Raw genomic sequence first — 25,190 nt, 5'->3', positions numbered from 1 at the left:
TCGGTACGACGGTGCGACGAGTCACAGGTGCGCTCCCGCGCCTGTCAGCAGTAATCCGTGCCAGGGCACGGATTACTGCTCACGAGCACGCAGTGCACCCCCGACCGCCTCGACCGCCGCGGCGTGCCCACCCTCGGCGCACAGCGGCGCGAACAGGATCTGTTCCGCTCCCGCCTCGGCGTACTCGCCGAACCGGGCGAGGACCTCGTCGGGGGTCCCGTACGGGACGCAGGCGTCGACGATGCGGTCCATGTCCTGGCCGTAGATCCGCTTCAGGGTCCCGACGGCGAGGGCGCGGGCCTCCGCCCGCGTGTCGGCGATCGCCGACCACGCGAGCAGGCCCCCGGTCACGGGCGGGCGCCCCTGCTCCGCCGCGACGTCGTTCGCGACCCGCAGCCCTCGTCGCACGCGGTCGGGGCTGCACAGGTACGGCATCCAGACGTCGCCGGCGCGCCCGGCCCGGCGCATCGACGCCTCGGCGCGCCCGCCGACCCAGATCGGCACCGGGCGGGTCGGCAGCGGGTCGAGGTGCGTCGGCTCGCCCTCGACGGCGACCGCCTCCCCGGCCAGGTAGGCCCGCACCGTCGCCAGCGCCGCATCCGTCCGCCGGCCCCGGGCGCTGACCGGCACCCCGCAGGCCGCGAACTCCGCCGGGTTCTCGCCGCCGACCCCGACCCCGAGCTCGAACCGCCCGCCGGAGAGCCGTTCCACCGTCGCGGTCATCTTCGCCGCGAGCGCCGCCGGGTAGAGCGGCAGCAGCGTGACCGCGGAGAGCAGCCGGATGCGCGAGGTGGCCGCGGCGGCGGCCGCGAGGGTGACGAAGGCGTTCGAGGTCGGGCTCCCGAAGAGCACGTGCTCGCCGCTGCCCACGAAGTCGAACCCCAGCTCCTCGGCCCGGGCCGCCAGCGTCGGGATCTCGGCCGCGTCCGCCGTCCCCGGCAGCATCAGTCCGATCTTCATGCCTCCAACCCTGCCCTGGACAGCACCGCCCCCGCCATCCGCAGGTGCACGTCGTCGACCATCTCCCCGTCGACGACCCCGACCCCGGACCGACCGGCCTGGACGACCTTCCGCGCGTGCGCGACCTCCTCGTCGGACGGCGTGAAGATCTCGTGGGCGAGCCCGACCTGCGTCGGGTGGATGCAGATCTTGCCGTCGTAGCCGAGGTCGCGGCCGTCGGCGGCGTCGGCGCGGAAGAGCTCGGTGTCGCGGACGTTGACGACCGTCTGGTCGAGCGCCCCGACCCCGGCCAGCCGCGTCGCGAGCAGCACCTCCGAGCGGGCGTAGAGCACCTCCCGGCTCGAGGAGGACCGCCGCCCGCCGACCGAGGCGATGTAGTCCTCGGCGCCGAAGTAGGCGGCCAGCACGCCAGGAACCAGCTCCCGCGCCCGCGCCACCCCCCGCCCGGTCTCCAGCCCGGCGATCACCACGCGGTCGCCGATCCGTCCGGCCAGGTCGGTGAGCTGCGCGGGGTCCTCGAGCTTCGGCAGGACCACACCCTGGGCCGCCGACGACGCGACGGCAGCGACGTCGTCGTCGTACCAGGGCGTGCCCGGCGCATTGATCCGGATCAGGACCAGCGTGTCGGAGGCGGGCAGGGCCGCGACGGCCTCGACGGAGGTGCCGCGCGCGGCGTCCTTGTCGGCCGCCGCGACCGCGTCCTCGAGGTCGACCGCCACCGCGTCCGGGGCCGACCGCGGGACCTTCGCGACCATGTCCGGGCGGCCGCCGGGCACGAACAGCAGCGATCGGGGGACCCTCACGACGCCGGCTCCCGGGCGACGAGGGTCTTGAGCGTCGCCGCGACGACGTCCTCGTCGCGCTGGTTGCGGACCACGAACCGCGACGTGACGACGCCGTCGTCGGGATGCGCGTCGATCTCGAGCACCTCGGTCTCGACGTGCAGCGTGTCCCCGATCCGGGTCGGCGCCACGAAGCGGAGCCGGTCGATCCCGTAGAAGGCCTTCATCGCCGGCGGCCAGAACGTGACCAGCCCGAGCGCCACCGAGATCACGAGGGCGCCGTGCGCGATCCGGGCCCCGAAGCGGGTGTCGGCGGCGGCGTACTCGGTGTCGGTGTGGATCGGGTGCCAGTCGCCGGAGAACATCGCGAAGGACACGATGTCGGTCTCGGTGATCGTGCGGCCCCGCGTGGTGTGCCGGTCTCCGACGGCGATCCGGTCGAGGTAGTCGGTGATCACGCGGTCGGCCGCCGGTGCATGAGCCCCGTGCGGCGCACCGTACAGACGAGCTCGCCGCGCTGGTTGTAGGCCCGGTGGGCGAACACGACGATGCCCGCGCCGGGCCGGGAGCCGGAGGCGCGGGCCTCGACGACCTCGGTCTCGACGCGGACGGTGTCGCCCTGGAAGACCGGCGCCGGGAAGGCGGCCGCATCAAGCCCGAGCTGCGCGACGATCGTGCCGAGGGTCAGCTCCGGCACCGAGATCCCGACGACGAGCGCCAGGGTGAACATGCTGTTCACCAGCGGCTTCCCGAACTCGGTGCGCGAGGCGTAGTCGTGGTCGAGGTGCAGCGGCGCCGGGTTCATCGTCATCGTCGTGAAGAGCACGTTGTCGGTCTCGGTCACGGTCCGGCGCACCGCGTGGTGCACGACGGTGCCGACCTCGAGCTCCTCGAACCACCGGCCGGAGACGGCGGCGTCCGGCGGCACGGTGTCGGGCGGGGTCACGGGGCCTCCTGGGCAGTGGTGGGTCGGGTCTCGGATCGGCGGGCGAACGCGCCGAGCCCGTCGGCGACGGTCGACGACGTCGTCAGGTGCTCGACGAGGGCGGCGCGCTCGGCGGCGAACAGTTCGGGGGCGGGTGCGGGTGCCGCGGCGCGGTACATCCGCTTCATCCCGCGCAGCGCGTCGGGTCCGTGCCGGGCCAGCCGGGCGACGAGCGCCTCGACGGTCCCCTCGAGCTCGTCGGGCGCCGCGGTGTGGCTGACCAGGCCCCAGGCGCCCGCGGTCGCGCCGTCGATCATCTCGCCGGTGTAGAGCAGCCGGCGGGCGAGCGGGGGCGGGAGCGCGCGGGGGAGTCGGACCGAGCCGCCGGCGCCGGGCAGCAGCCCGAACTCGAGGTGGCGGTCGCCGATGCGCGCGTCGTCGGCGGCGACGGCGAGGTCGCAGGCCAGCAGCAACTCGCAGCCGCCGGCCAGCGCGTACCCGTCGACGACCGCGACCGAGACGAACGGCCCGGACTCCAGCCGGTCGCACACCGCGCCGATCGCGACGAGGTAGGCCTCGAGCCCGTCGCCGTCGGCCAGCAGACGGCGGACGTGGTGGAGATCGGCGCCGGCCGAGAGGGTGCCGCCGCGGCCGCGCAGCACGACGACCCGCGCATCCTCGGCGTCGTCGAGCGCCGCCTCGAGTCCCTCGACGACGGACGGCGAGAGCGCGTTCTTCGCGGCCGGGCGGTCGATGGTCAGGTGGACGACGTCGCCCTCGCGGTGCACCACGACATCGCTCACGGGCGACCCACCCGGATGCCCGCCGCCTCGCGGTCCCACAGCTCGGCCAGCTGCTCGCGGGCGGCGACGGCCAGCTTGTACTTCTCGATCTTCTCGCTGGGCGTCTTCGGCAGGGCGTCGAGTCGGCCGAGGTAGCGGGGGACCATGTAGTAGGCCATGTGCTCGCGGCAGAACGCGATGACCTCCGCGTAGTCGATCTCGGTGCCCGGCGCCGGGACCAGCCAGGCCATGACGTCGTCCTCGCCGAGCTCGGACGGTACCGGGACGGCCGCGGCCTCGTGGATCGCCGGGTGCCGGCAGAGCACCGACTCGACCTCGTGGGCCGAGATGTTCTCCCCGCGGCGCCGGATGGCCTCCTTCTTCCGGTCGGAGAACCAGAGGAAGCCGTCGGCGTCGAGGCGGCCGCGGTCGCCGGTGTGGAACCACAGGTCGCGGGTCACCGCGACGGTCGCCTCGGCCATCTCGTGGTAGCCGAGCATCATCGCGCCGCGCTCCTGCGGGCGGAGGCAGATCTCGCCGACCTCGCCGACCGGCACCGGGTACCCGTCGTCGTCGGCGATCTGGACGTCGACGTCGCGGAGGCGACCCGCGGAGCCCGCCTTGTCCGGAGGGTCGTCGGGCCCGAGGACGGTGACCGCACAGTTCTCGGTCATGGCGAACACCGAGGTCACGGTGATGCCGTAGCGCTCGCCGAAGCCGTCGCGGAGCTCGCGGGAGTTGGGGACGACCATCGCGATCCGCACGCGGTGGTCGCGGTCGTGCTCCGAGGCCGGCTGCTGCCAGATGATGTTGGCCATCGCGCCGAGGGCGTTGAACACGGTCGCGCCGCTCGCTCGGATCTCCTCCCAGAACCGGCGGGCGGAGAAGCCGGGGGAGAGGGCGACCGAGGCCTCGGCCCACAGCGCGGCGTAGATCGTGAACCAGAGGGCGTTCGCGTGGAAGACCGGGAGACACGTGTAGAGCACGTCGTCGGGCCGGTAGCCCGAGTACACCGCCATCGACCGGCCGACGGCGTGCCCCTGGGAGTGGGGGCACACGACGCCCTTCGACGGTCCGGTGGTGCCCGACGTGTACATGATCAGGTGCGGGTCGGACGCCGCGACCTGGGCCATCTCGGGCGGGTCGTCGGCCGGGAGCTCCGCGAAGGCTGTCAACTCACCGGGCCCGAGCACGGAACGGATCGCCGGCACCGCGGCCACCGCAGGATCGACCCGCTCACGGGCGTCGTCCTCGGCGACCAGCAGGATCGAGTCGGACTGGTCGAGCAGGTAGACGAGCAGGTCACCCCGGGCCGCGGTGTTCAGCGGCACCGCGACGGCCCCGAGCTTGCCGAGGCCCCAGATCGCCCAGAGCAGCTCCGGGCGGTTGCCGAGCAGCAGCGCGACATGGTCCCCGCGCGCGACCCCGGCCCGCCGGAACCCCTCCGCGTAGGCGTTGGTGACCCGGTGGACGTCGCCGTAGGACCAGCGCTCGCCGCCCGCCGTCAGGAAGGTCCGGTCCCCGATCCGCGCCGCCTTGTCGGCGAGGATCGTCCCGACGGTGCGGTCGGCGGGTGCGTAGTCGTGGATCGGCTCGTGAACCGGAGCGGCGGGCACGGCGGCCTCACGCCGGCTCGCGCACGGCCGCGGCCACGACCTCCAGTGACGACGGGTCCTCCAGCGCACTGGTGTCGCTGCGCGCCTCGCCGTGCAGCAGGACCTCGCGCATCAGCCGCCGCATGATCTTCCCGGTGCGGGTCTTGGGCATGGCGCCGGTGACGATCACCCGGTCCGGCCGGGCGATGCCGCCGATGGTGTCGCCCACCAGCTTCTTCACCTCGTCGGGCACCCCGTCGGCCGAGCCCGCCGACACCGTCACGAACGCGACCGGCACGGTCCCCTTGGTCTCGTCCGGGATGCCGACGACGGCGGCCTCGACCACCCGCGGGTGCGACCCGACGACGGCCTCGATCTCCATCGTCGAGAGGCGGTGGGCGGCGACGTTGATGACGTCGTCGGCGCGTCCCAGCACCCAGAGGTGCCCGTCGGCGTCGACGACAGCCTCGTCGTTCGTGGCGTAGTTGCCCGGGAAGCGCGAGAAGTAGGTCGAGAGGTAGCGGTCGTGGTCGTCCCAGACGGTCCGCGCGAGCGTCGGGAACGGGCGGGTCATGACGAGGTTGCCCTTGACCCCGGCCGGGACCGGCCGGCCCTCGTCGTCGAGCACGGCGTAGGCGTGGCCGGGCAGCGTGGTGCCCGCGGAGCCGGCCTTGAGGTCGTCGACCCCGGCGACCGGGTAGGTCCACGTCGAGCCGGTCTCGGTCTGGCCGTAGGCGTTGACCACGGGAACGCCGAGCGTCTGGGTGGCCCAGGTGAACGTCTCTCCGTCGAGCGGCTCGCCCTGCACGGTGATCAGCTCGAGCGCCGGCAGCGGGTGCTCGGCGGCGAGGTCGTCACCGAACTTGCGCAGCATCCGCAGCACCGTCGGCGCGCACAGCACCTTGGTGATCCCGTGGCGCTCACAGACGTCGTAGAACCGCGACGGGCCCGGGGTGTCCAGGGCGCCCTCGTAGCAGGCGATGGTCGCGCCGTTCGCCAGTCCGCCGATCACGGCCTGGATCGGGAACGTCAGCCACCCGACGTCGGCGGCGACCCAGTAGACGTCGTCGTCGGTCAGGGCGGCCTGCCAGTGCGCGTTCGCCCAGGTGCCGAGCAGGAAGCCGCCGACCGAGTGCACGACGCCCTTCGGTCGGGACTCGGTGCCGCTGGTGAAGATCAGGAAGGCCGGCTCGTTCGGGTCGAGCGGGACGACCTCGCTGCCCTCGGGGTGCGCGTCGACCAGCTCGGCGTACGAGGTCTCGTCCCCGGTGAGCTCGACGCCGGTCCCGGTGCGGTCGACGACGACGGTGTGGCGCAGGGTCGGCGCGTCGGACCGCGCGGCGCGCAGGGTCTCCAGCAGCGGTACCGGCTTGCCGCGGCGGTAGATCGCGTCGGCGACCACGACGACGCTCGCCCGCGCCGACGCCAGCCGGGAGGCCACCGCGTCGCGGCCGAACCCGGAGAACAGCACGGTGTAGATCGCGCCGATCCGGTTGCAGGCGTGGATCGCGGTGAACGCCTCGACGAGGTTGGGCATGTAGATCGCGACGACGTCGCCCTTGCCCACGCCGAGCGCGGTGAGGCCGGCCCCGAGACGCGAGACCTCGTCGGCGAGCTCGGCGTAGGTCAGGGTGCGGGTGTCGCCGGGCTCGCCCTCCCACACCACCGCGCGGCGGTCCGGGGTCGACTCGGCCCAGCGGTCGACGCAGTTGTCGGCGACGTTGATCAGCCCGCCGTCGAAGTAGCGGAAGTCGCCCAGCTCGCCGGTGCGCACCGTGTCGTAGGGCCGCAGCCAGCGGTGCTGCTCGGCGACCCAGGCCCAGTAGTCGTCCGGGTCGGCGTCGTGCAGCGCGCGGGCGTGCGCGATCTCGGCGGTGTAGCGCTCCGAGCGCTGCTCGGGCCGCAGCGGGAGCAGGGGTGCCGAGATCAGGGCGCCGAGGGTGTCGCGATCATCCATGATCGTCCTCTCCTAGACCGGGCTGACGGGGTGGTGACGACGGGGCGCGGAGCGGGTCCAGCCGTCGGCGTGGCGGAGGCGGACGGCGAGCTCGGCGCGCAGCTCCTCGCCGGGCACGACGGTGTCGACGACGAGCTCGGAGGCCATCCGCAGCAGGTTGATCTCGGAGCGGTGCTCCTCGACGCGGGCGGCGACGAAGGCGGCACGCTCGTCGTCGTCGGCGATGTCGGCGATCTTGCGGGCGTACACCGCGTTGACCGACGCCTCCGGGCCCATCGCGCCGATGAACGCACTCGGCAGCGCGATCGTGGCGCGGGGTTCGAAGCCGGGTGCGCACATCGCGTAGAAGCCCGCGGCGTAGGCCTTGCGCAGGATCACCGAGAACTTCGGGACCTCCGCCGAGGCCATCGCGGTGATCAGCTTCGCGCCGTGGCGGATGATCCCCTGGCGCTCCACGGCGACGCCGACCATGAAGCCGGGCACGTCCTGGAGGAAGACCAGCGGGATGTTGAAGGCGTCGCACCAGGAGATGAACCGGGTGGCCTTGTCCGCGGAGTCGACGTGGATGGCGCCGGACCTCGTGTTCGGCTGGTTCGCGATGAGCCCGACGACCCGGCCCTCGAGCCGGGCCAGCCCGACGACGATCTCCTGCGCCCAGTCCGGCTTGATCTCGAAGAACGTCCCGGCGTCGACGAGCCGGTCGATGACCTCGACGACGTCGTAGCCGGTCACCGGGTCGGTGGGGATGACCCCGGTCCAGTCCTGCTCCTCGGGCTCCACGGACTCGACGACGGCGGGCCGCTGCGCCCAGTCGTCGGGGAGGTAGCCCAGGAGCAGCCGAGCGGCCGCCACGGCCTCCCAGTCCTCGTCGAACACGGAGTCGCCGCAGCCGGAGACCTCGGCGTGCATGCGCGCGCCGCCCATCTCCAGCTCGGTGGTGCGCTCGCCGGTGACCTTCTCGGCGACGCGCGGGCTGGCGAGGAACATCGAGGCGCGGCCCTCGACCATCCCGACCCAGTCGGTGAACGCCGGCATGTACGCCCCGCCCGCGGCCGAGGGGCCGTGCAGGCAGCAGATCTGGGGGACACGGCCGCTCAGGGCGACCTGCAGCTGGAAGATCTTCGACGCGCCCCGACGGCCGGGGAAGAAGCCCATCTGTTCGGTGAGCCGCCCGCCCGCGGAGTCGACGAGGTAGAAGACCGGCAGCAGGTCCCGGTCGGCCCGCTCGAGGATGCGGATCTGCTTCTCGCAGGTCAGCTCGCCCCAGGACCCGGCCTTCACGCCGAAGTCGTGCGCGATCACCGCGACCGGCCGGCCCTCGACCATCCCGACGCCGGTGATCACGCCGTCGGCGGGCAGCGCGCCGGCCAGCAGCCCGTCCTCGACGAAGCTGCCCTCGTCGAGCAGCACGTCCAGGCGCTGGCGCGCGGTGAGCGTGCCGGGGTAGCGGCTGGTGTCCCCGCCGGCTCGTGCCCGCTCGGCGGCCTGGATGACGTCGTCCGCCGAGGGAGGTGCCGGCGCCCCAGGGGGGGTGGGCGCCGGCACCTCCCTCGCCGGACGGACCCCGTTCGTCGTGCCCGTCACGGGATCAGCCGCTTCGAGAGGATCTCGAGCTGGATCTCGTCGGTGCCGCCGCCGATGCGCAGGATCCGCACGTCGCGCTGGTGGCGCACGATCGGCGTCTCCTCGAGGTAGCCGGCGCCGCCGAAGAGCTGGAGCGCCTCGTCGACGATGTGGGCGGCCGCTTTCGCCGCGAAGTACTTGGCCGCGGCGACGGAGCGGGCGGCCTCCGGGTGGTCGCGGTCGAGCCGGTCGGCCGCCTGGTAGGTGAGCGCGCGGGCGGCGTCGAGGTCGACCTCCATCGCGGCGATCCGGTGCCGGATCGTCTGCAGGGCCGTCAGCGGGGCGCCGGCGACCTCGCGCTCCCGGACGTAGGCGGTGACCTGGGCGATGGCCTCGGCCGCGTGCCCGAGCCCCATCCCGGCGAGCACGACGCGCTCGAGCTGGAAGGCCGCCATGATCTGGTAGAAGCCGCGGTCGAGGCCGCCGAGGACGGCGTCGTCGGGCACCGTGACGCCGTCGAGGATCACCTCGCGGGTGTCCGAGGAGTGCCACCCCATCTTCTGCAGCGGGGCGCCGAGCGAGAGCCCCGGGGTGTCGGCCGGGACCACGAACGTGGTGATCCCGCGGTGCCCGGCGTCGGGGGAGGTCTTGGCGCCGACGACGATCACGTCGGCCAGCCCCGCGTTGGTGATGAACATCTTGCGGCCGTCGAGCACCCAGCCCTCGTCGGTGTGCCGGGCCTTCGCGCTGATGCCGGCGACGTCGGAGCCCGCGCCCGGCTCGGTGACCGCGATGGCGGCGACGGCGGTGCCCGCGGCGATCGCCGGGACCCAGTGCTGCTGCTGGTCCGGGGTGCCGTAGCGCACCAGGTGCGGGCCGGCCATGTAGGCGCTGACCAGGGCGCTCACCGCGATCCCACCGGCCGCGCGGGAGAGCTCCTCCGCGACGAGCGTGATCGCGACGGACTCGCCGCCCACACCGGCCGACCCACCGAGCTCCGGCGGCGTGAGCAGGCCGAGCAGCCCGGCGTCGCCCATCTCCTTCCAGAGCCGTTCCGGCGGATGCCCGGACCGCTCGGCCTCGTCGACGACGGGACGGACGCGCTGGTCGGTGAACGCCCGGACGCTCGCCCGGAAGTCCTCGTGCGTCTCGTCGAGGTCGAAGGCCATGCACGGCTCCTGTCGTGAGCGGGGCTGGGTCCGGTCGGTCGACCGGTTCTGGCGTTCGACCGACCGGTCGGACGAACGTATGCTGGATCACAGTCCATGGTCAAGCTCTAGGGTGGTGCGGCCGCGTCGTCGGGTGCTGGGTCGGGTTCCGGGAGGGAGGGCGGATGGTCGCGCGTGGTGCGGGTGCCGCCGTCGGGAGCCGTGCCGACGAGCAGCGGCAGCGGATCCTGTCCGCCGCGGTCGGCGTGTTCAGCCGCCGCGGCTACCGGGCGACCTCGATGAACGACGTCGCCGCCGAGGTCGGCCTCTCGAAGCCCGCGATCTACCACTACTGGCGCACCAAGCAGGACCTGCTCGTCCAGATCTACGAGTCGGTGCTGGACGAGAGCCTGGACCGTGCGCGGGTGATCGTCGCGGCCGCGCCCTCACCGCTCGAGGGCTTCCGCGGGCTGATCGTCGACCGGGTGGCGTACACGTGCGAGCACCAGGACCTCCTGAAGATCTGCTTCGAGGAGGAGTCGGAGCTCCCGCCCGAGCTCGCGGAGCCGATCCTGGAACGGCGCCGGGCCTACGAGGCGGTGGTGCACGACGCGGTGCAGGCGCACCTCGCGGGGACGGGACTCACGTTGCCGATGGCGCCCAAGGCCTTCGTCAACACGTGTCTGGGCGCCGCGAACTGGGTCTACAAGTGGTACGACCCGGCGGGGGCGCTGACCCCGCGGGAGCTGGGGGAGCAGGTGGCGGCGGTGCTGCTGCCGGCGTTGGGCTGACCGCTCGGCTCCGTTCGGGCTCGAGTAGTTCCGCGAGTCCGACGAGGAGGACCGTCGTTGTCCGCCTCCGGTTCTAGCGTGGTTCTCACCAGCAGGAACCCAGGAGGACACTGTGGCCGTGACCGACATCCCCGCCGTCGACCTCGACACCCTCACCGGCGAGCGCCGCGACCTCGTCGAGACCCTGCGCGTGCACCGGGGCTTCCTCCGGCAGACGCTGCAGGGGCTGGACCAGGAGCAGGCGACGCGGCGCACCACCGTCTCGGTCCTGAACCTCGCCGGGCTCGTCAAGCACGTCGCCGACACCGAGGCGGGGTGGATCCGGTTCGCGAAGCTCGGCACGGAGGCCATGGCGGCGCCGGAATGGGGCGACATCGACTGGAACGACCCGGTGATCCAGGAACGCATGGCTGCCGGCGACATGCGCCACGACGAGTTCAACCTGGTCGGCGACGAGACGCTGGAGTCGGTGCTCGCGCACTACGAGAGGGTCGGGGCGGAGACCGACGCGTTCGTCGTCGACGCGGACCTCGACGTCTCCTACCCGCTGCCCGAGGCACCGTGGTTCGAGCCGGGGGCGTCGCGGTCGGTGCGTCGGGTGCTGCTGCACATCGTGGCCGAGACCGCCCAGCACGCCGGGCACGCCGACATCCTGCGCGAGGCCCTCGACGGTGCGAAGACGATGGGCTGACGCCTGCCCGGCCGGGCGGCGGTCCGGCCCGTCCGGCCCCGAAAACCACGAACGGCGCGTTCGTCACCTTCGAAGGTGACGAACGCGCCGTTCGTGCGGTTTCGGGGGCGCAACGGCGTAACGGTGCGGGCGCAACGGCGCAAACGGGGCCGGCGCGGGCGCGGGCGCCCGAGGACCTACTGCGACGGGGCCGTCGTGGCCGCGCGGGTGGTCACGCGGCGCCGGAGCTCGCCGGTCTCGCGGGCGTCGAAGCCCTGGCCGGCCAGCCATGACGACACCGCCTCGCGGTCGGGATGACCGACCGGGACCACGTTGTAGACGTAGTTCAGCGAGCGGGCGGCGGCCTCCTCGCCGAGCCGGTCCATCGCCCACGCACCGACCCCCGAGCCGCGGAAGGCGGGCACGACGGCGACGAGAACCTCCGCGTCGCCCCAGGTGTCGTCGAGCCGTCCGAAGCCCGCGACCTCGCCCGCGGGCGTCTCGACGCGCCACCACGCGTCGCCGAGCGCGTCGCCCTCCCCGGGGGTGCCGAGCCCGTGCACCGCCGGACCGGCGGGGGAGAAGGCCGCCGCCTTGTCCGTGTCCCAGCGCGGGGTGGGCTCCGCGGTCCAGGTCAGCTCCCGCGCTCCGTCGGTCACCGGTCGACCTCCTCGATTGTCTACGGCTCTTCCCCTCGCCGTCATAGTCTCGTAGAATGTGGCGCAGACGACAAGGGGAGGTCTCACGGTGACGGTCCTGGAGGAACCGGTCAACGCCGTCGCGGAGCACGCCGACGAGGCTGGTGCTCCGCCGCGCGTCGACTTCGACACCGGCCCGGAGCGCTACCGGCACTGGCGCTACACCGTCGACGGCGAGACCGCGTGGGTGTACCTCGACGTGGCCGAGGACGGCGGGATCGTCCCGGGGTACGAGCTGAAGCTGAACTCGTACGACCTCGGGGTCGACATCGAGCTCTACGACCTCACGCAGCGGCTGCGCTTCTCCCACCCGCAGGTCCGCAGCGTGGTGCTCACCAGCGGCAAGGACTCGAACTTCTGCGCGGGCGCGAACATCCGCATGCTCGCCGGGTCGAGCCATCCGTGGAAGGTGAACTTCTGCAAGTTCACCAACGAGACCCGCAACGGCATCGAGGACATGACCGACGCGGGCCAGACCTGGATCGCGGCGCTGAACGGCACCGCGGCCGGCGGCGGCTACGAGATGGCGCTGGCGTGCGATCAGATCCTGCTGGTGGACGACCGGTCCAGCGCGGTGAGCCTGCCCGAGGTCCCGCTGCTCGGGGTGCTGCCCGGCACCGGCGGCCTGACCCGCGTGATCGACAAGCGGAAGGTCCGCAAGGACCGCGCCGACGTGTTCGCGACGAAGTCCGAGGGCTTCGGCGGGCGCAAGGCCGTCGAGTGGAAGCTCGTCGACGAGGCCGTGCCGCGCCGGGAGTGGGAGCGCGTCGTGGCCGAGCGCGCGGCGGCCGCGGCGGCGGCGAGCACGCGGCAGGCCGACGCCCAGGGCATCGAGCTGCCCCCGCTGCGCCGCGACGAGACCGCGGACACGCTCACCTACGACCACGTCCGCGTGACCATCGACCGCGACGCGCGCACGGCCACCGTCGTGGTCGCCGTGCCGGACAGCCTCACCGACGACCCGGCAGCCCTGCACGACCAGGGCGCGGCCCACCCGCTGCTCGCGATCACCCGCGAGCTCGACGACGCGATCCTGCGGCTGCGCACCAACGAGCTCGAGATCGGCACGTGGCTGCTGCTCACCGAGGGCCCGGTCGACGCCGCCCTCGCCGCGGACCGGCTCATCGCGAACCACCAGGACGACTGGCTCGTCGCCGAGACCACCCGCTACCTCAAGCGCGTGTTCAAGCGCCTCGACGTCACCAGTCGCAGCCTCATCGCGCTGGTCGAGCCGGGCAGCTGCTTCGCCGGCCCGTTCCTGGAGCTGGCGCTGGCGTGCGACCGGCAGTACATGCTCGAGGGCACCTTCGAGGAGGACGAGGACGCAACTCTGCCGTCGGGCGCGGCCGCCGAGGACCCGGCCACCCTCGTCGTCACCGACGCGCAGTTCGGCACCTTCCCGATGGGCAACGGCCTGACGCGGCTGGGCAGCCGGTTCTACGGCGACGACGACGCCCTGGAGGCGGTCCGCGAGAAGCAGGGCGAGCAGCTGGAAGGTGGCGACGCCGACGACCTCGGCCTGGTCACCGACGCCCCCGACGACATCGACTGGACCGACGAGATCCGCATCCTGCTCGAGGAGCGCGCCTCGCTGAGCCCGGACGCGCTGACCGGGATGGAGGCCAACCACCGGTTCGTCGGCCCGGAGACCATGGAGACCAGGATCTTCGGCCGCCTCACGGCGTGGCAGAACTGGATCTTCATCCGGCCGAACGCCAGCGGCCCCGAGGGCGCGCTGCGCAAGTACGGCACCGGCCGCAAGGCCGACTTCGACCAGAAGCGCGTGTAGAGCGCAGGGGGAAACGAACCACATGACGTCAGCACGCCCGAAGATCGACTTCGACTCGAAGATCCCGAACAACGTCGACCTGGCCGGCGACCGCAAGCTCCAGCGCGCCCTCGAGCGCTGGCAGCCGAACTTCCTCGACTGGTGGGCCGACATGGGTCCCGCCGTCGACACCAAGGACGTCTACCTGCGCACCGCGGTCGACGTCGGGCGCGACGGCTGGGCCCACTTCGACCACGTCCCGATGAACGAGTATCGCTGGGGCGTCTTCCTCTCCGAGCACGACCCGGACCGACGGATCGCCTTCGGCGAGCACAAGGGGGAGCCGGTCTGGCAGGAGGTGCCCGGGGAGTACCGCGCCGACCTGCAGCGGTTGATCGTCATCCAGGGCGACACCGAGCCGGCGTCGGTCGAGCAGCAGCGCTTCCTCGGCGCCACCGCGCCGTCGCTCTACGACATGCGCAACCTGTTCCAGGTCAACGTCGAGGAGGGCCGCCACCTCTGGGCGATGGTCTACCTGCTGCACGCCTACTTCGGGCGTGCGGGCCGTGAGGAGGCCGACCAGCTGCTGGCGCGGAACTCCGGCTCGGACGACTCGCCGCGCATCCTCGGGGCCTTCAACGAGGAGACCCCGGACTGGCTGTCGTTCTACATGTTCACCTACTTCACCGACCGGGACGGCAAGTACCAGCTCGGGACGCTGAAGGAGTCGGGCTTCGACCCGCTGAGCCGCACCTGCGAGTTCATGCTCAAGGAGGAGGCCCACCACATGTTCGTGGGCACCACCGGCATCGACCGCGTGGTGCGCCGGACCGCGGAGCTGATGCAGGACCACGACACCGAGGAGGTCGCCGGCGCCGGCGGCATCCCGCTGACGATGATCCAGAAGTACATCAACTTCCACTACACGGTCTCGCTGGACCTGTTCGGCAACGAGTCCTCGACCAACGCCGCCAACTACTTCACCGCGGGCCTCAAGGGCCGCTGGCAGGAGGAGCGGCGCGAGGACGACCACCTGCTCGCCGACGACGCCGGCGCGGTCGACGCGTTCAAGAACGGCCAGGTCACGCACAACGAGGTCCCGGCGCTGCTCGCGCTCAACCAGGACCTCCGGCACGAGTACATCAACGACTGCAGGACAGGCCTCAAGCGCTGGAACCGCATCCTGGCCAAGGCGGGGATCGACGCCGAGCTGTACCTGCCCCACGTCGGTTTCAACCGGCAGGTGGGAGCGTTCGCGGGAGCGAGCATCACTCCCGCCGGCAAGGTGGTGTCCGAGTCCGACTGGAACGCGCGGAAGGACCAGTGGCTGCCCACCGAGGTCGACAAGACCCACGTCCGCAGCCTCATGCACCCGGTCCTCGAGCCCGGGAAGATCGCAAGCTGGATCGCGCCGCCGTCGACCGGTATCAACGACAAGCCCGTCGACTTCGAGTACGTGCACTTCCACTAGGTGCGCGAAGCGCTCGTGAGCACTAATGGTCGCTATAGCAACCATTAGTGCTCACATGCGCGGAGCGCACCTCTGATCCGGAGGCGGTTGTCGTGCTGTCCCACCACCAGCAGTTCAACGCGTCGCACTACCTCGTCGACCGGCACCTGGGCGCGCCCGCCACCGCCGGACGCCCGGCGGTCCGCGCGATCGTCCCCGACGCCGTGCGCGAGCTCGACTACGAGACGCTCGCCCGCGAGGTCGGCAGCGTCGCCGCCGGGCTCCGGGCGATCGGCGTGCGCCCCGAGCAGCGGGTGCTCATGTGCTGCTCGGACGGCATCGAGCTGTTCACGGCGATCCTCGCGGCGATGCGCATCGGCGCCGTCGCGGTCCCGGTCTCGACGATGCTCCGGGGCCCCGAGCTCGCCAAGCTCGTCATCGACTCCCGCGCCCCGGTGCTGCTGTGCTCGCCGGAGTTCGGCGAGGTCACCCGCACCGCGGTGGCCCTCGCTACCGAGGACCGTCCGGACCTGTTCGACGTCGTCGTGACCCCGGCCAACGTCCCGGTCACCGACCCCGACCCGCTCGCCGGGTTCGCGGTGCGCACCCGCAGCTGGGCGGACCTGCTCGCGGCGGGGGAGGGCGGCGACAGCTCGCTCTACCCGACCTGGGACGAGTCACCCGCGCTGTGGCTCTACACCAGCGGCACGACGGGGACGCCGAAGGCCGCGATGCACCGGCACGCCGACATCCGCACCGTCTGTGAGACCTACGGCGCGCAGGTGCTCGGGATCCGTCCCGACGACGTGTGCTTCTCGGTCGCCAAGCTGTTCTTCGCCTACGGCATCGGGAACTCGATGTTCTTCCCGCTGTCGGTCGGGGCCTCGTCGGTGCTGGCGCCGGGCCGTCCGTCCCCCGCCGCGATCGCGGAGATCGTCACGACCCACCCGGTCACGCTGTTCTACGGCAGTCCGAGCGTGTACGGCCCGCTGCTCGCCTCCGATCTGCCGGACGAGACCTTCCGGAACGTCCGCCAGGGCGTGAGCGCGGGGGAGGCGCTGCCGGCGCGGATGGTCATCGGGATGCGGGACCGTTTCGGGGTCGAGGTGCTCGACGGCATCGGGTCCACCGAGGCGCTGCACATCTACCTGTCGAACAAGCCCGGCGAGGTGGCGCCGGGGACGTCCGGCGTGCCGGTCCCGGGCTACGAGGTCGAGATCCGTGACGACGACGGGTCGATCGTCCCGGAGGGCACGAAGGGCACCCTCTACCTGCGGGCCGACTCGCTGTGCACCGGCTACTGGTGCCGCACCGACGTCAACCGCCTGGTCTTCGAGGGCGAGTGGATGCGCACCGGCGACACCTACATCCGCAACCCCGACGGCACCTACCAGTGCCTGGGCCGCACCGACGACGTGCTCAAGGTCGGCGGCATCTGGGTGACGCCGATGGAGGTCGAGGAACGGCTCGTCGCGCACCCGTCGGTGGCCGAGGTGGTCGTGGTCGGGGTCCCCGACGACGACGGGCTCGACCGGACGGTCGCGTGCGTCATCCCCGCCGAGGGCGCGGTCGTGGACGAGGACGCGCTCATCGCGTGGTGCCGTGAGGGGCTCGCGTCGTTCAAGAAGCCCAGCCACGTGCTGACGATCGACGCCGTGCCGCGGACCGCCACCGGCAAGGTGCAGCGCTTCCTGGTGCGGGAGCTCGCGGCGGCGCGGCTGGCGAAGGTGCCTGCCGGCATGTGAGCACAAATTGACGCCCAGGCGTCACTTAGTGCTCACGAGCGCGTCAGCGCACCTCTGGCCACCAGGCGGCCGTCGCCAGGTCGAGCTCGACGAGGTCGGGGTGCCGGAAGAACAGGCGGTCGTCCCGGTCGAGGTAGGTGGCGGGGCGCGCGCCGGTCGGGCAGGTGTCGGTGTGCGCGACCGGGGTGAGGCGCCCCGGGCGCACCGCATGGCAGTAGGCGCAGATACCGAGCATCTCCAGTACCTCCGGTGGATGCTGGCCGCCGTGGCGACGGGTCGGGGAACGTCGTCGGGTTCGGCGCCGAACCCGGCTGACCGGTGATGGTTTCCCGATACCGGTGCCGTGCAGGCCGCATCGTGACCGCGCGCACCGCGTGAGCTGCATCGCCGCCCGCGGAGCCGCCGCACTGTCGATGACCGAGCGTTGTCTTCGCTCCGGAGATCTCGGACACTGAGACCGCACCGACCCTCGTTCGGGTCAGTGTGATCGCTGCGGGTGATCCTCGAGGGAGCAGACATGTCGGTGACGACCGCACCGGAGGAGGCCGCCGGACCCCCGCGGCGCGAGGTGTGGGCGCGGCGCGGACGGCGGGTCGTCGGCGTCGTGCGGCGGGTGCCGTTCACGGCCACCGTCGTCGCGGCGATGGTGGTCGCCGGGCTCGTCACCGGGGCGTTCTGGTCGCCGGTGTCCGGCCGGCCCGGCGCGATCGACCTGGCCTACGGCCCACCCGCGCTGCTCGCCGGGCACGTCTGGACGCTCGTGACCGGCGCCCTGCTCGCCGGCACCCCCGCCCTGTACGTGCTCACGCTCGGCCTGTTCGCGGTCGCGGTCGGCTGGGTGGAGCTGCGCTGCGGGACGCGGCGCACGGCCCTGGTCACCGTCGCGTTCCAGCTCGCCGCCGTACTCCTGACGACGGCGTTGGTCCTGGCCCTCGCGGCGACCCCCTGGGTCTGGGCCGGCCGGCTCGCGGGGGACCTCGACACCGGCTTCTCCGCGGGCATGTTCGCCGCGCTCGCGATGGGCGCGGCCACCCTGCACGCGCCGTGGCGGCTGCGCCTGCGGCTGGTCCTCGTCGGGGTCGCGCTCGTGGGGCTGCTCTTCCTCGGCGGGCTCGCCGACGTCGAGCACACGCTCGCGCTGGTCCTCGCGCTGCCGCTCGCGCGCCGGCTCGCCGGCCCGACCGCGGCGCCCGCCCCCGCCCACACGCATGCGGGCCGGCGGGAGTGGCGCCTCGTCGCCGCCGTCGGGCTCGTCGTCATCGCGGCCATCCGGGTCATCACGTTCGTCGTGCCGATCATCGGGCCGCTCGGCGACACCTTTCCCGACTCGAGTGTGGTGGAGACCGTCATCTCGGTCGTGATCTCGCTGCTGCTCGCCGAGGGGTTGCGACGGGGGCGGCGGCCGGCCTGGGTGGTCAGCCTGGTGCTCGGCGGGTTCTACGCCCTGGTGGGGATCGTCGTGATCGTCGCGGTGATCTACGCCCACGCCACGGACCAGGTGGACCAGCTCGAGCTCATCGGCCTCGCCGTGTTCGTGCCCAACGCGGTCCTCTGGACCGCGCTGCTCGTGTGGCTCGTCGTCGGGCGCTCGGCGTTCGCGGTGCCGTCCCGGCGCGCGCTGCGGCGCCGGGGCGGGCCGACGATCGGCCCGCGGGCCGCCCGGCTGGCCCTGCACACCCACGGCGGCTCGACGATCTCGTGGATGACGACCTGGCCGGAGAACCGCTACCTCGCCACCGGCGACGGGATCGTCGCCTACCGGGTGCACGCGGGTGTCGCGGTCGCGCTCGGGGACCCGGTGGTCGCGCCCGCGGACCTCGGCGGCGCCCTGACCGACTTCGGGACGCTGGCCGAACGCTCCGGCTGGGTCCCGTGCCTGTTCTCGACGACGCCGGCGCTGGCCGACGCGGCCCGGGCGCAGGGGTGGCGCGCGCTGCAGGTCGCCGAGGACACGCTGATCGACCTCGAGGGCCTGGAGTTCTCCGGCAAGCGCTGGCAGGCGGTGCGCAGTGCGTTCAACCGGGCCGACAAGTCCGGCATCGAGCACCACATGGTGCACCTGTCCGAGGAGCCGCGAGCCCTCGTGGCGCAGGTTCGGGCGATCTCCGAGGAGTGGGTCGGGGACAAGGGGCTGCCGGAGATGGGCTTCACCCTCGGCGGGGTCGAGGAGGCGCTCGACTCCGAGGTGCGCACCGGGCTCGCGATCGACGCCGACGGCACCGTCCACGGCGTCACGTCGTGGCTGCCGGTCTACGGGCCGGACCGGGAGATCGTGGGCTGGACGCTCGACGTCATGCGCCGCCGCAACGAGGGGTTCCGGGCGGTCGTGGAGTACCTCATCGCCTCGGCGTGCCTGACCTTCCAGGCCGAGGGCGCCCGGTTCGTCTCACTGTCCGGGGCGCCGCTCGCCCGCTCGCAGCGCGACCCCGAGGCGACGGAGCCGGTGCTCGACCGGCTGCTCGACCAGCTCGGCGCGCTGCTCGAGCCGTACTACGGCTTCCGCTCGCTGCACCAGTTCAAGGCCAAGTTCCGCCCGCGCCACGAGCCGATGTACCTGGTGTACCGCGACGAGGGCGACCTGCCGCGGGTCGGTCTCGGGATCGGGCGTGCCTATCTGCCCGACGCCGGCGTCAAGGAGCTGCTGGCGCTCACGCGCACGTGAGTGGAATTGGACGTCAGGACGTCCAATTCCACTCACATGCCCAGCTGCGCCAGTGCCGCCTCGGCCTGCAGGGTGATCGCCTCCGGGCCGGTCACCTCGTCGGCGTCGGCGTCCTCGCCCATGTCGCCCGCCTGGTAGCGGGTCCAGACCCCGGCGTGGATGCACGCCGCCCGCCACCGCGCGAACGCGATGTAGAAGTCGATGTCCGGCAGCTTCGTGCCGGTCGCCGACTCGTAGCGGGCGAGCAGGTCCTCCCGGGTCGGGAACCCGCCGGCCTCGGTGGGGTTGGGCAGCGCCGCGGGCACCGCGTCGCCGGGCTGCGACCAGGAGACGAGCACGTGCCCGAGGTCGCAGTACGGGTCGCCGATCGTCGCGAGCTCCCAGTCGAACACCGCGGCCGCCTGACCGTCCTCGGTGTAGGAGATGTTGCCGCTGCGGTAGTCGCCGTGCGCGATGCGGTTCGCGGGCGCCTCCGGGATCCGCTCGGACAGCGCGGCGTGGGCGGCGTCGATCGCGGTGAGGTCCTCGATCGCCGAGGCGTGGGCCTGCCGGTGCCAGCGCCGCAGCTGGCGCTCGACGAAGTTCCCGGGGCGCGCGAGGTCGTCCAGCCCGACCTCGGCCGGGTCGACGGCGTGCAGGGCGGCGAGCACGTCCATCGTCGACTCGCCGATCCGGGTCTTCTGCTCCGTCGTCGTCACCCAGTCCGCGTCCGCCGGGCTGTTCAGCACCCGGCCCGGCGCGAAGTCCATGACGTAGAAGTCGACCCCGGCCACGTCGTGGTCGTCGCAGAACGCCACCGGCTGCGGGACCGGGACGTCGGTCGGCGCCAGCGCGGAGAGGAAGCGCCACTCCCGGCCCATGTCGTGGGCGGTCTCGAGCACCCCGCCGAGAGGCTGCCGGCGCAGCGCCCACGTGGTGCCCGCCTCGTCGGTGACCCGGTAGGTGAGGTTCGAGCGCCCGCCCGTGATGCGCTTGAACGCCACCTCACCCGCGATGCTGGGCACCGAGCGGTAGAACCACTCGACGGCGGGGTCGGGGACGCCGGGGTCGCCACTGATGCTCACGGGGTCACCACGATCTTCCCGACCTGGGCGTTCGACTCCAGGTACGTGTGCGCCTCGACGATCGTCCCGAGCCCGGAGAACACCCGGTCCACCTGAGGGCGGAAGTCGCCGGACCGCAGTCCCGCGCCCACGAACGCCCCTGCCCGTCGCAACCGTTCCTCGTCGTAGGTCATCGCGAAGAGGGTATAGCTCCGCATCCAGAGATCCGGCAGCGTCTCGGCGGGAAAGATCGTGGGCTGCCCGGAGAGCAGCCCGTGGATGGTGAGGATCCCGCCCGTCGCGGTCACCTTCGCCAGGTCGGCGACCCCGGGACCGGCGATCGCGTCGAACACGTGCTCCACGCCCCGCCCGCCGGTGATCTCCAGCACCCGCGCCACCAGGTCCTCCTCCTCGGTCGCGACGACGTGGGCCGCGCCGGCGTCGAGGAGCGGCTGCGCCTTCGACGACGACCGCGAGGTCGCGATCGGGGTCGCGCCCACCCGGTTCGCCACCGCGATCGCCGCCAGCCCGACGCTCGAGGTCGCCGCGGTGATGAGCACGTGGTCGCCGGCGCGCAGCCCGCCGGTCTCGACGAGCCCGCCGTAGCCGACGAGGAACGGCATCCACACCGCGGCGCCGTCGACCCAGCTGGTGGTCTCCGGCAGCGGCACGACGGCGCGGGCGGGGACGAGGGCGCGGTCGGCGTAGACCGTGTAGTCGTTCATCGAGAAGCCCGGCACGACGCTGACCCGGTCGCCGACCGCGAACCGGGTCACGCCGTCGCCGAGCGCCGAGACCGTGCCGCTGCACTCGTACCCCAGGCCCGCCGGGAGCGTCGTCTCCTCGATGTAGCGGCCCCGCCGGAACATCGACTCCGCCCGGTTGAGCCCGATCGCCGCGACGTCGACGACGAGCTCGCCCGGCCCGGGTGCCGGGTCGGGCACCTCCTCGATCCGGAGCACCTCGGGCTCGCCCAGCTCGGAGAACCGCACCGTCCTCGTCATGCTCTGTTGATCTCCCGTCGCGTCGCTCGCCCCCGGTGATCGTGCCGCCACGGACGCCGGTCCGCATCTCTTCCCGGGTGGGCCGACCAGGTCTACCGTGACCCTGTGACCAGAATCGAAAACTGGTCACAACAGGGAGGAGGCTCGCCATGAGCGACGAGCGCGCGAACCGCGTCCTCGACGCGGCCGGCGAACTCCTGGTGACCTTCGGCTACCGGAAGGTGACCATCGCCGACGTCGCGGCCCGGGCCGGCGTCGGGAAGGGCACGGTCTACCTGCACTGGCCGAGCAAGCTGGAGCTCTTCGGGGCAGTGCTGGTGCGCGAGGGGATCGCCGTCGGACGGGCCCACGTGGCGGCGCTGCGGGCCGACCCCGGGCACGTCGTGCTCCACCGCACCCTGGCCGAGTCGTTCCTGACGATCATGCGCCGGCCGCTCGCGCGGGCGCTCTACACCGGCGACGTGGCGCTGCTCGGCGCCCTCGCGTCGGACACCAAGATCGGCCGGGCGGTGGCCGTCGGCGCGGCGGCGCACCAGCCGCAGCACCTCGGGCTGCTGTACCGCCACGGGCTGCTCGCCGACGACCCGGCCGGCGATCCGTCGCTGTACTACCGCCTCGCCGCCACCACACTCGGGTTCTTCGTCGGCGACGACCTCGCCGGCGGTGCCGAGCTCACCGACCGCGCCGCCGCCCTCGGCCTCGTCATCCGGCGCGCCTTCGAACCCGCCGAGCTCCCCGGCCCCGACGCCCTCGCGATCGTGGCCGCGGAGATCGACGCCCAGTACTCCGACCTGCTCGACCAGATGAGCCGGTCGCTCCCGGACGCCCCCGAGGAGGGGTCATGACCGAATCCACGACGGAGCTCGCCCCCGCCGACCACACGCTCCCGCCGACCACCGACGAGCCCGCCCTGCTGGCCTGGCTCGCCCGGATGCGCGAGGAGTCCCCGGTCTGGCGCGACCGCTACGGCATGTACCACGTGTTCCGGCATGCCGACGTCCACACCGTGCTCCGCGACCCCGCGACGTTCTCGTCGGACTCCGGCCGCCTGTCACCCGTCGCCAAGCAGGCCAACAAGGGGATGCTCACCCAGATCGACCCGCCCGAGCACCGCCGACTGCGGGCGGTGGTCTCGTCGGCGTTCACCCCGAAGCGCGTCGCCGCGCTCGAGCCCCGGATCCGGGCGATCACCCGCAGCCTGCTCGATGACATCACGTCGGACGAGTTCGACCTCGTCGACGCCCTCGCATTCCCGCTCCCGGTCACGGTGATCGCCGAGATGCTCGGGCTGCCCGCGTCCGACCACGAGACGTTCCGCGGCTGGGCCGACCGGCTGTTCTCGATGCAGGTCGACGACCCGACCGATCCCGAACTCGGGCCGCGGGTCCAGGCGGCGATGGCCGACATCCGGGAGTACCTGGTCGCCCGGGTCCAGGAGCACCGCGCCGCCGTCGCCGACGGGACCGCGGGCGACGACCTGATCACCGCACTGGTCACCGCCGAGGTCGTCACCGACGGGTCGCCGGTGCTGCTCGACGACGAGGAGGCGGCCAACTTCTCCCTCCTGCTGCTGCTCGCCGGGCACATCACGACGACGGTGCTGCTCGGCAATGCGCTCCGGACCTTCGACGACCACCGGCTGCCGGACGGCCGGGACGTCTGGACCGTGCTCGGGGAGGACCCGACGCTCGTCCCCGCCGCGATCGAGGAGGTGCTGCGGCTGCGGAGCCCGTTCACCCAGACCGGCCGCGTGACGATGCACGAGGTCGAGATCGGCGGCACGACGATCCCCGCCGACCGGTTCGTGCTGCCGTCCCTGCTCTCGGCCAACCACGACGACCGGGCCTTCGCCGACCCGGACGCGTTCGTCCTGGACCGGGGGATCGGTGGTGGCGCGCAGACCGCGTTCGGTCACGGGGTGCACTTCTGCCTCGGGGCGCCGTTGGCCCGCCTGGAGGGCCGCGTCGCGCTGGAGGAGCTGACCGCCCGCTACGCGGCGCTCACCCCTGTCGCGGACTCTCCGGAGGCACTCCACCCCTATCCGAGGGGGGTGCTCGGCGTCCGAAACCTGCCCGTGTGCGGGACCCGGCGCTACCAGGGGTGACCTGATGCAAGGATCTTCTCACCGTGCGTCACACTGACGTGCGTGAACACCGGAACGCCGGCCCGAATCCTCCTCGGTGCGGCGTGCCTGGTCGGTCTGATCGCCGCGGTCGCCGTGCTGACCGGCGCGGTGCGGGTCGGTGACGACGGCCCGGTGGTGGACCCGCCGGCGGCGGCCGCGGCCACGCCGCCCGCCCCGGTCGCGCCCGACGGCGTCCTCCCGCCCGATCCGCGCGGCGGGGTCCCGGCGACGGTGCTCGCCGTCGCCGACCCGGTGACGATCGACGTGCGGCTCGAGGACGGCCGTGTCCTGCGGGTGCGCGCGCTCGGCGTCCAGCCGCCCGACCGGTGCTACGCGGACCAGGCCCTGCAGTTCGCCCGCGGGACCCTCGCCGGCCAGGCCGTCACCCTGGCCGGCGACGGGCGGGCCGACCGGTTCTCCCGCGCGCTGGCGTGGGTCTCGCTGTCCACCGGTGACTACGCGGTGCTGGCCGCCGAGGCCGGCGTCGTCAGCACCTACGCCGCCGACGCCCCGCCGGAGCGGATGCCCGCGGTCCGCGCGGCCGCCGACCGGGCCCGTGTCGCGGGCCGGGGGCTCTGGGGCCCGCCGTGTGTCGGGGCGGGGGCGGCCACCACCGCGCCGTCGAAGTCCTCCTCGCGCCCGGCCGCCTCGGCGCTCAGCCGGACGCCAGGCTGATCATCGGGTGCGCGGAGGGCGTCAGCCACCGCAGCATCGTGATGACGTCGCCCTCGTCGGTCGCCACGCAGCCCGCCGTCGGGCGATCCCCGCCGATGTGCAGGAAGTACGCCGAGCCGGCGCCCGGCCGGACCGGGTCGCTGTTCGCGTCGATGACGATCGCGTGGTCGTACGCGTGGCCCGCGGCCTCCAGGTTCTCGGAGGCCCGCTCGTCGAACGGGCAGCGGCCGGGCGCGCAGGTCTGGTGGGTGTTGTAGAGCGGGCTGCGGGTGTCACCGACCCACCAGTCGTCCGGGCCGACGTGCGAGTAGGGCAGCGCGGTGCCCGGGTTCGCCTCGCGGCCGAACGCCTGCGAGATCCCGAACGTGCCGGCGGGGCTCCGCGCGACCTGCTCGCTCGACGGCCCCATCCCGTCCCGCCCGAGCGAGGCCGGCGTCGGCGGGACGAACGCCGTCCAGCCGCTGCCGGTGCGGGTCCACGCCGAGACCGTCGCGGTCGTCGAGGCGGGGGAGGGCGAGTCGACGAGGATCGCCTGGGTCGTCTGCGCGGGGAGCGTCGCGAGCCGGGGCGGGACGGCGGGAGCGCCGCCCTTCTCCGGCGCCGGGACCGGCGCCGCAGCGGGCGCCTCCGCCGGGACGGCCTCGGCCGGCGCCTCCGCCGCGGGCCGGGCCGCGGCGAGCAGCGCGGGCACCGCCTGCTCCGCGGACCCGTCGAGCAGCATCGCCGCCGCGAGGCCGGACACCCCGGCCGTCACCACGAGCACCGCCAGCAGGCGGGCCATCCATCCCCGACCCCCGTCCATGGGCGCCATCGTCCCGCGACCGGGTGAGCGGCCGATCAGCCCCCC

The 25,190-nt window shown here is 73.1% G+C and carries 23 protein-coding genes; 9 read left to right on the top strand and 14 right to left on the bottom strand.

The annotated features are described in order from the left end of the window. Positions 1–72: 72 nt before the first annotated feature. Genes LQ327_RS21985 through LQ327_RS21945 form a run of 9 tightly spaced genes read right to left on the bottom strand, consistent with a single transcriptional unit; the run spans position 73 to position 9,733 of the window. A complete protein-coding gene (locus LQ327_RS21985) occupies positions 73–960 on the bottom strand; it encodes an LLM class flavin-dependent oxidoreductase (RefSeq protein ID WP_230737903.1) in 888 nt (295 codons plus the stop codon). Further along, positions 957–1,763, bottom strand: coding sequence for an HpcH/HpaI aldolase/citrate lyase family protein (locus LQ327_RS21980; RefSeq protein ID WP_230737902.1), 807 nt, complete (start codon positions 1,761–1,763; stop codon positions 957–959). The genes LQ327_RS21985 and LQ327_RS21980 overlap by 4 nt, the downstream gene beginning before the upstream one ends. After that, entirely contained in the window at positions 1,760–2,200 is a 441-nt protein-coding gene (locus tag LQ327_RS21975) for a MaoC/PaaZ C-terminal domain-containing protein (RefSeq protein ID WP_230737901.1), read from the bottom strand. The genes LQ327_RS21980 and LQ327_RS21975 overlap by 4 nt, the downstream gene beginning before the upstream one ends. After that, complete coding sequence (locus LQ327_RS21970) at positions 2,197–2,688, bottom strand: MaoC family dehydratase (RefSeq protein WP_230737900.1); 492 nt, start codon at positions 2,686–2,688, stop codon at positions 2,197–2,199. Before LQ327_RS21970 ends, LQ327_RS21975 begins: the two co-directional genes overlap by 4 nt. Further along, positions 2,685–3,470, bottom strand: coding sequence for an enoyl-CoA hydratase/isomerase family protein (locus tag LQ327_RS21965; protein WP_230737899.1), 786 nt, complete (start codon positions 3,468–3,470; stop codon positions 2,685–2,687). Before LQ327_RS21965 ends, LQ327_RS21970 begins: the two co-directional genes overlap by 4 nt. Then, on the bottom strand, positions 3,467–5,065 hold the full coding sequence (locus tag LQ327_RS21960) for an AMP-binding protein (protein ID WP_230737898.1): 1,599 nt from the start codon (positions 5,063–5,065) through the stop codon (positions 3,467–3,469). Before LQ327_RS21960 ends, LQ327_RS21965 begins: the two co-directional genes overlap by 4 nt. Positions 5,066–5,072: 7 nt before the next feature. Further along, a complete protein-coding gene (locus LQ327_RS21955) occupies positions 5,073–7,001 on the bottom strand; it encodes an AMP-binding protein (RefSeq protein WP_230737897.1) in 1,929 nt (642 codons plus the stop codon). Between the two features lie 12 nt (positions 7,002–7,013). Further along, positions 7,014–8,546, bottom strand: a complete 1,533-nt coding sequence (locus tag LQ327_RS21950) for an acyl-CoA carboxylase subunit beta (RefSeq protein WP_230737896.1) — start codon at positions 8,544–8,546, stop codon at positions 7,014–7,016. A gap of 35 nt (positions 8,547–8,581) precedes the next feature. Next, positions 8,582–9,733 (bottom strand): acyl-CoA dehydrogenase family protein, encoded by a 1,152-nt coding sequence (locus LQ327_RS21945; RefSeq protein ID WP_230737895.1) that lies wholly within the window; start codon positions 9,731–9,733, stop codon positions 8,582–8,584. A gap of 164 nt (positions 9,734–9,897) precedes the next feature. Between LQ327_RS21945 and LQ327_RS21940 the strand changes: the two genes are divergently transcribed. Both LQ327_RS21940 and LQ327_RS21935 read left to right on the top strand, forming a co-directional pair. After that, entirely contained in the window at positions 9,898–10,503 is a 606-nt protein-coding gene (locus LQ327_RS21940; protein WP_230737894.1) for a TetR/AcrR family transcriptional regulator, read from the top strand. Between the two features lie 118 nt (positions 10,504–10,621). Next, positions 10,622–11,194 (top strand): DinB family protein, encoded by a 573-nt coding sequence (locus tag LQ327_RS21935; protein WP_230737893.1) that lies wholly within the window; start codon positions 10,622–10,624, stop codon positions 11,192–11,194. Positions 11,195–11,370: 176 nt separating this feature from the next. Here the strand turns inward: LQ327_RS21935 and LQ327_RS21930 are convergent, their stop codons facing one another. Next, entirely contained in the window at positions 11,371–11,832 is a 462-nt protein-coding gene (locus LQ327_RS21930; RefSeq protein WP_230737892.1) for a GNAT family N-acetyltransferase, read from the bottom strand. Between the two features lie 97 nt (positions 11,833–11,929). On the opposite strand from LQ327_RS21930, the gene boxC reads away from it, so the two are divergent. The 3 genes from boxC (at position 11,930) to LQ327_RS21915 (ending at position 16,834) form a co-directional block, all read left to right on the top strand. Further along, complete coding sequence (gene boxC / locus LQ327_RS21925; RefSeq protein ID WP_230738240.1) at positions 11,930–13,660, top strand: 2,3-epoxybenzoyl-CoA dihydrolase; 1,731 nt, start codon at positions 11,930–11,932, stop codon at positions 13,658–13,660. A gap of 22 nt (positions 13,661–13,682) precedes the next feature. After that, on the top strand, positions 13,683–15,110 hold the full coding sequence (gene boxB / locus LQ327_RS21920) for a benzoyl-CoA 2,3-epoxidase subunit BoxB (protein ID WP_230737891.1): 1,428 nt from the start codon (positions 13,683–13,685) through the stop codon (positions 15,108–15,110). Between the two features lie 92 nt (positions 15,111–15,202). After that, positions 15,203–16,834, top strand: coding sequence for a benzoate-CoA ligase family protein (locus LQ327_RS21915; protein ID WP_230737890.1), 1,632 nt, complete (start codon positions 15,203–15,205; stop codon positions 16,832–16,834). A gap of 43 nt (positions 16,835–16,877) precedes the next feature. On the opposite strand, the gene LQ327_RS21910 is transcribed toward LQ327_RS21915, so the two are convergent. Then, complete coding sequence (locus LQ327_RS21910; protein ID WP_230737889.1) at positions 16,878–17,069, bottom strand: hypothetical protein; 192 nt, start codon at positions 17,067–17,069, stop codon at positions 16,878–16,880. Positions 17,070–17,351: 282 nt separating this feature from the next. On the opposite strand from LQ327_RS21910, the gene LQ327_RS21905 reads away from it, so the two are divergent. After that, entirely contained in the window at positions 17,352–19,496 is a 2,145-nt protein-coding gene (locus tag LQ327_RS21905) for a bifunctional lysylphosphatidylglycerol flippase/synthetase MprF (RefSeq protein ID WP_230737888.1), read from the top strand. A 32-nt stretch (positions 19,497–19,528) separates the two neighbouring features. On the opposite strand, the gene LQ327_RS21900 is transcribed toward LQ327_RS21905, so the two are convergent. Further along, the gene (locus LQ327_RS21900; protein WP_230737887.1) at positions 19,529–20,560 is read right to left on the bottom strand and encodes a phosphotransferase family protein; all 1,032 of its coding nucleotides are present in this window, start codon (positions 20,558–20,560) and stop codon (positions 19,529–19,531) included. Continuing rightward, the gene (locus LQ327_RS21895; RefSeq protein ID WP_230737886.1) at positions 20,557–21,543 is read right to left on the bottom strand and encodes a zinc-dependent alcohol dehydrogenase family protein; all 987 of its coding nucleotides are present in this window, start codon (positions 21,541–21,543) and stop codon (positions 20,557–20,559) included. Before LQ327_RS21895 ends, LQ327_RS21900 begins: the two co-directional genes overlap by 4 nt. Before the next feature lie 149 nt (positions 21,544–21,692). Here LQ327_RS21895 and LQ327_RS21890 point away from each other — a divergent pair, with 149 nt between their 5' ends. The 3 genes from LQ327_RS21890 to LQ327_RS34945 are packed head-to-tail and all read left to right on the top strand — an operon-like array spanning position 21,693 to position 24,343. After that, entirely contained in the window at positions 21,693–22,388 is a 696-nt protein-coding gene (locus LQ327_RS21890) for a TetR/AcrR family transcriptional regulator (RefSeq protein WP_230737885.1), read from the top strand. After that, the gene (locus tag LQ327_RS21885; RefSeq protein ID WP_230737884.1) at positions 22,385–23,647 is read left to right on the top strand and encodes a cytochrome P450; all 1,263 of its coding nucleotides are present in this window, start codon (positions 22,385–22,387) and stop codon (positions 23,645–23,647) included. The genes LQ327_RS21890 and LQ327_RS21885 overlap by 4 nt, the downstream gene beginning before the upstream one ends. A gap of 42 nt (positions 23,648–23,689) precedes the next feature. Next, positions 23,690–24,343, top strand: coding sequence for a thermonuclease family protein (locus tag LQ327_RS34945; protein WP_230737883.1), 654 nt, complete (start codon positions 23,690–23,692; stop codon positions 24,341–24,343). Here the strand turns inward: LQ327_RS34945 and LQ327_RS21875 are convergent. Continuing rightward, positions 24,324–25,145: a L,D-transpeptidase family protein gene (locus tag LQ327_RS21875; protein ID WP_230737882.1), complete on the bottom strand. Its 822-nt coding sequence runs from the start codon at positions 25,143–25,145 to the stop codon at positions 24,324–24,326. The two genes, LQ327_RS34945 and LQ327_RS21875, sit on opposite strands and share 20 nt — an antisense overlap. Between the last annotated feature and the right edge of the window lie 45 nt (positions 25,146–25,190).

Source organism: Actinomycetospora endophytica, from assembly GCF_021026375.1.
GTDB classification, from domain to species: domain Bacteria; phylum Actinomycetota; class Actinomycetes; order Mycobacteriales; family Pseudonocardiaceae; genus Actinomycetospora; species Actinomycetospora endophytica.
Note: the sequence above shows the minus strand (reverse complement) of the source record. Positions and strands in the feature narration are given on the sequence as shown.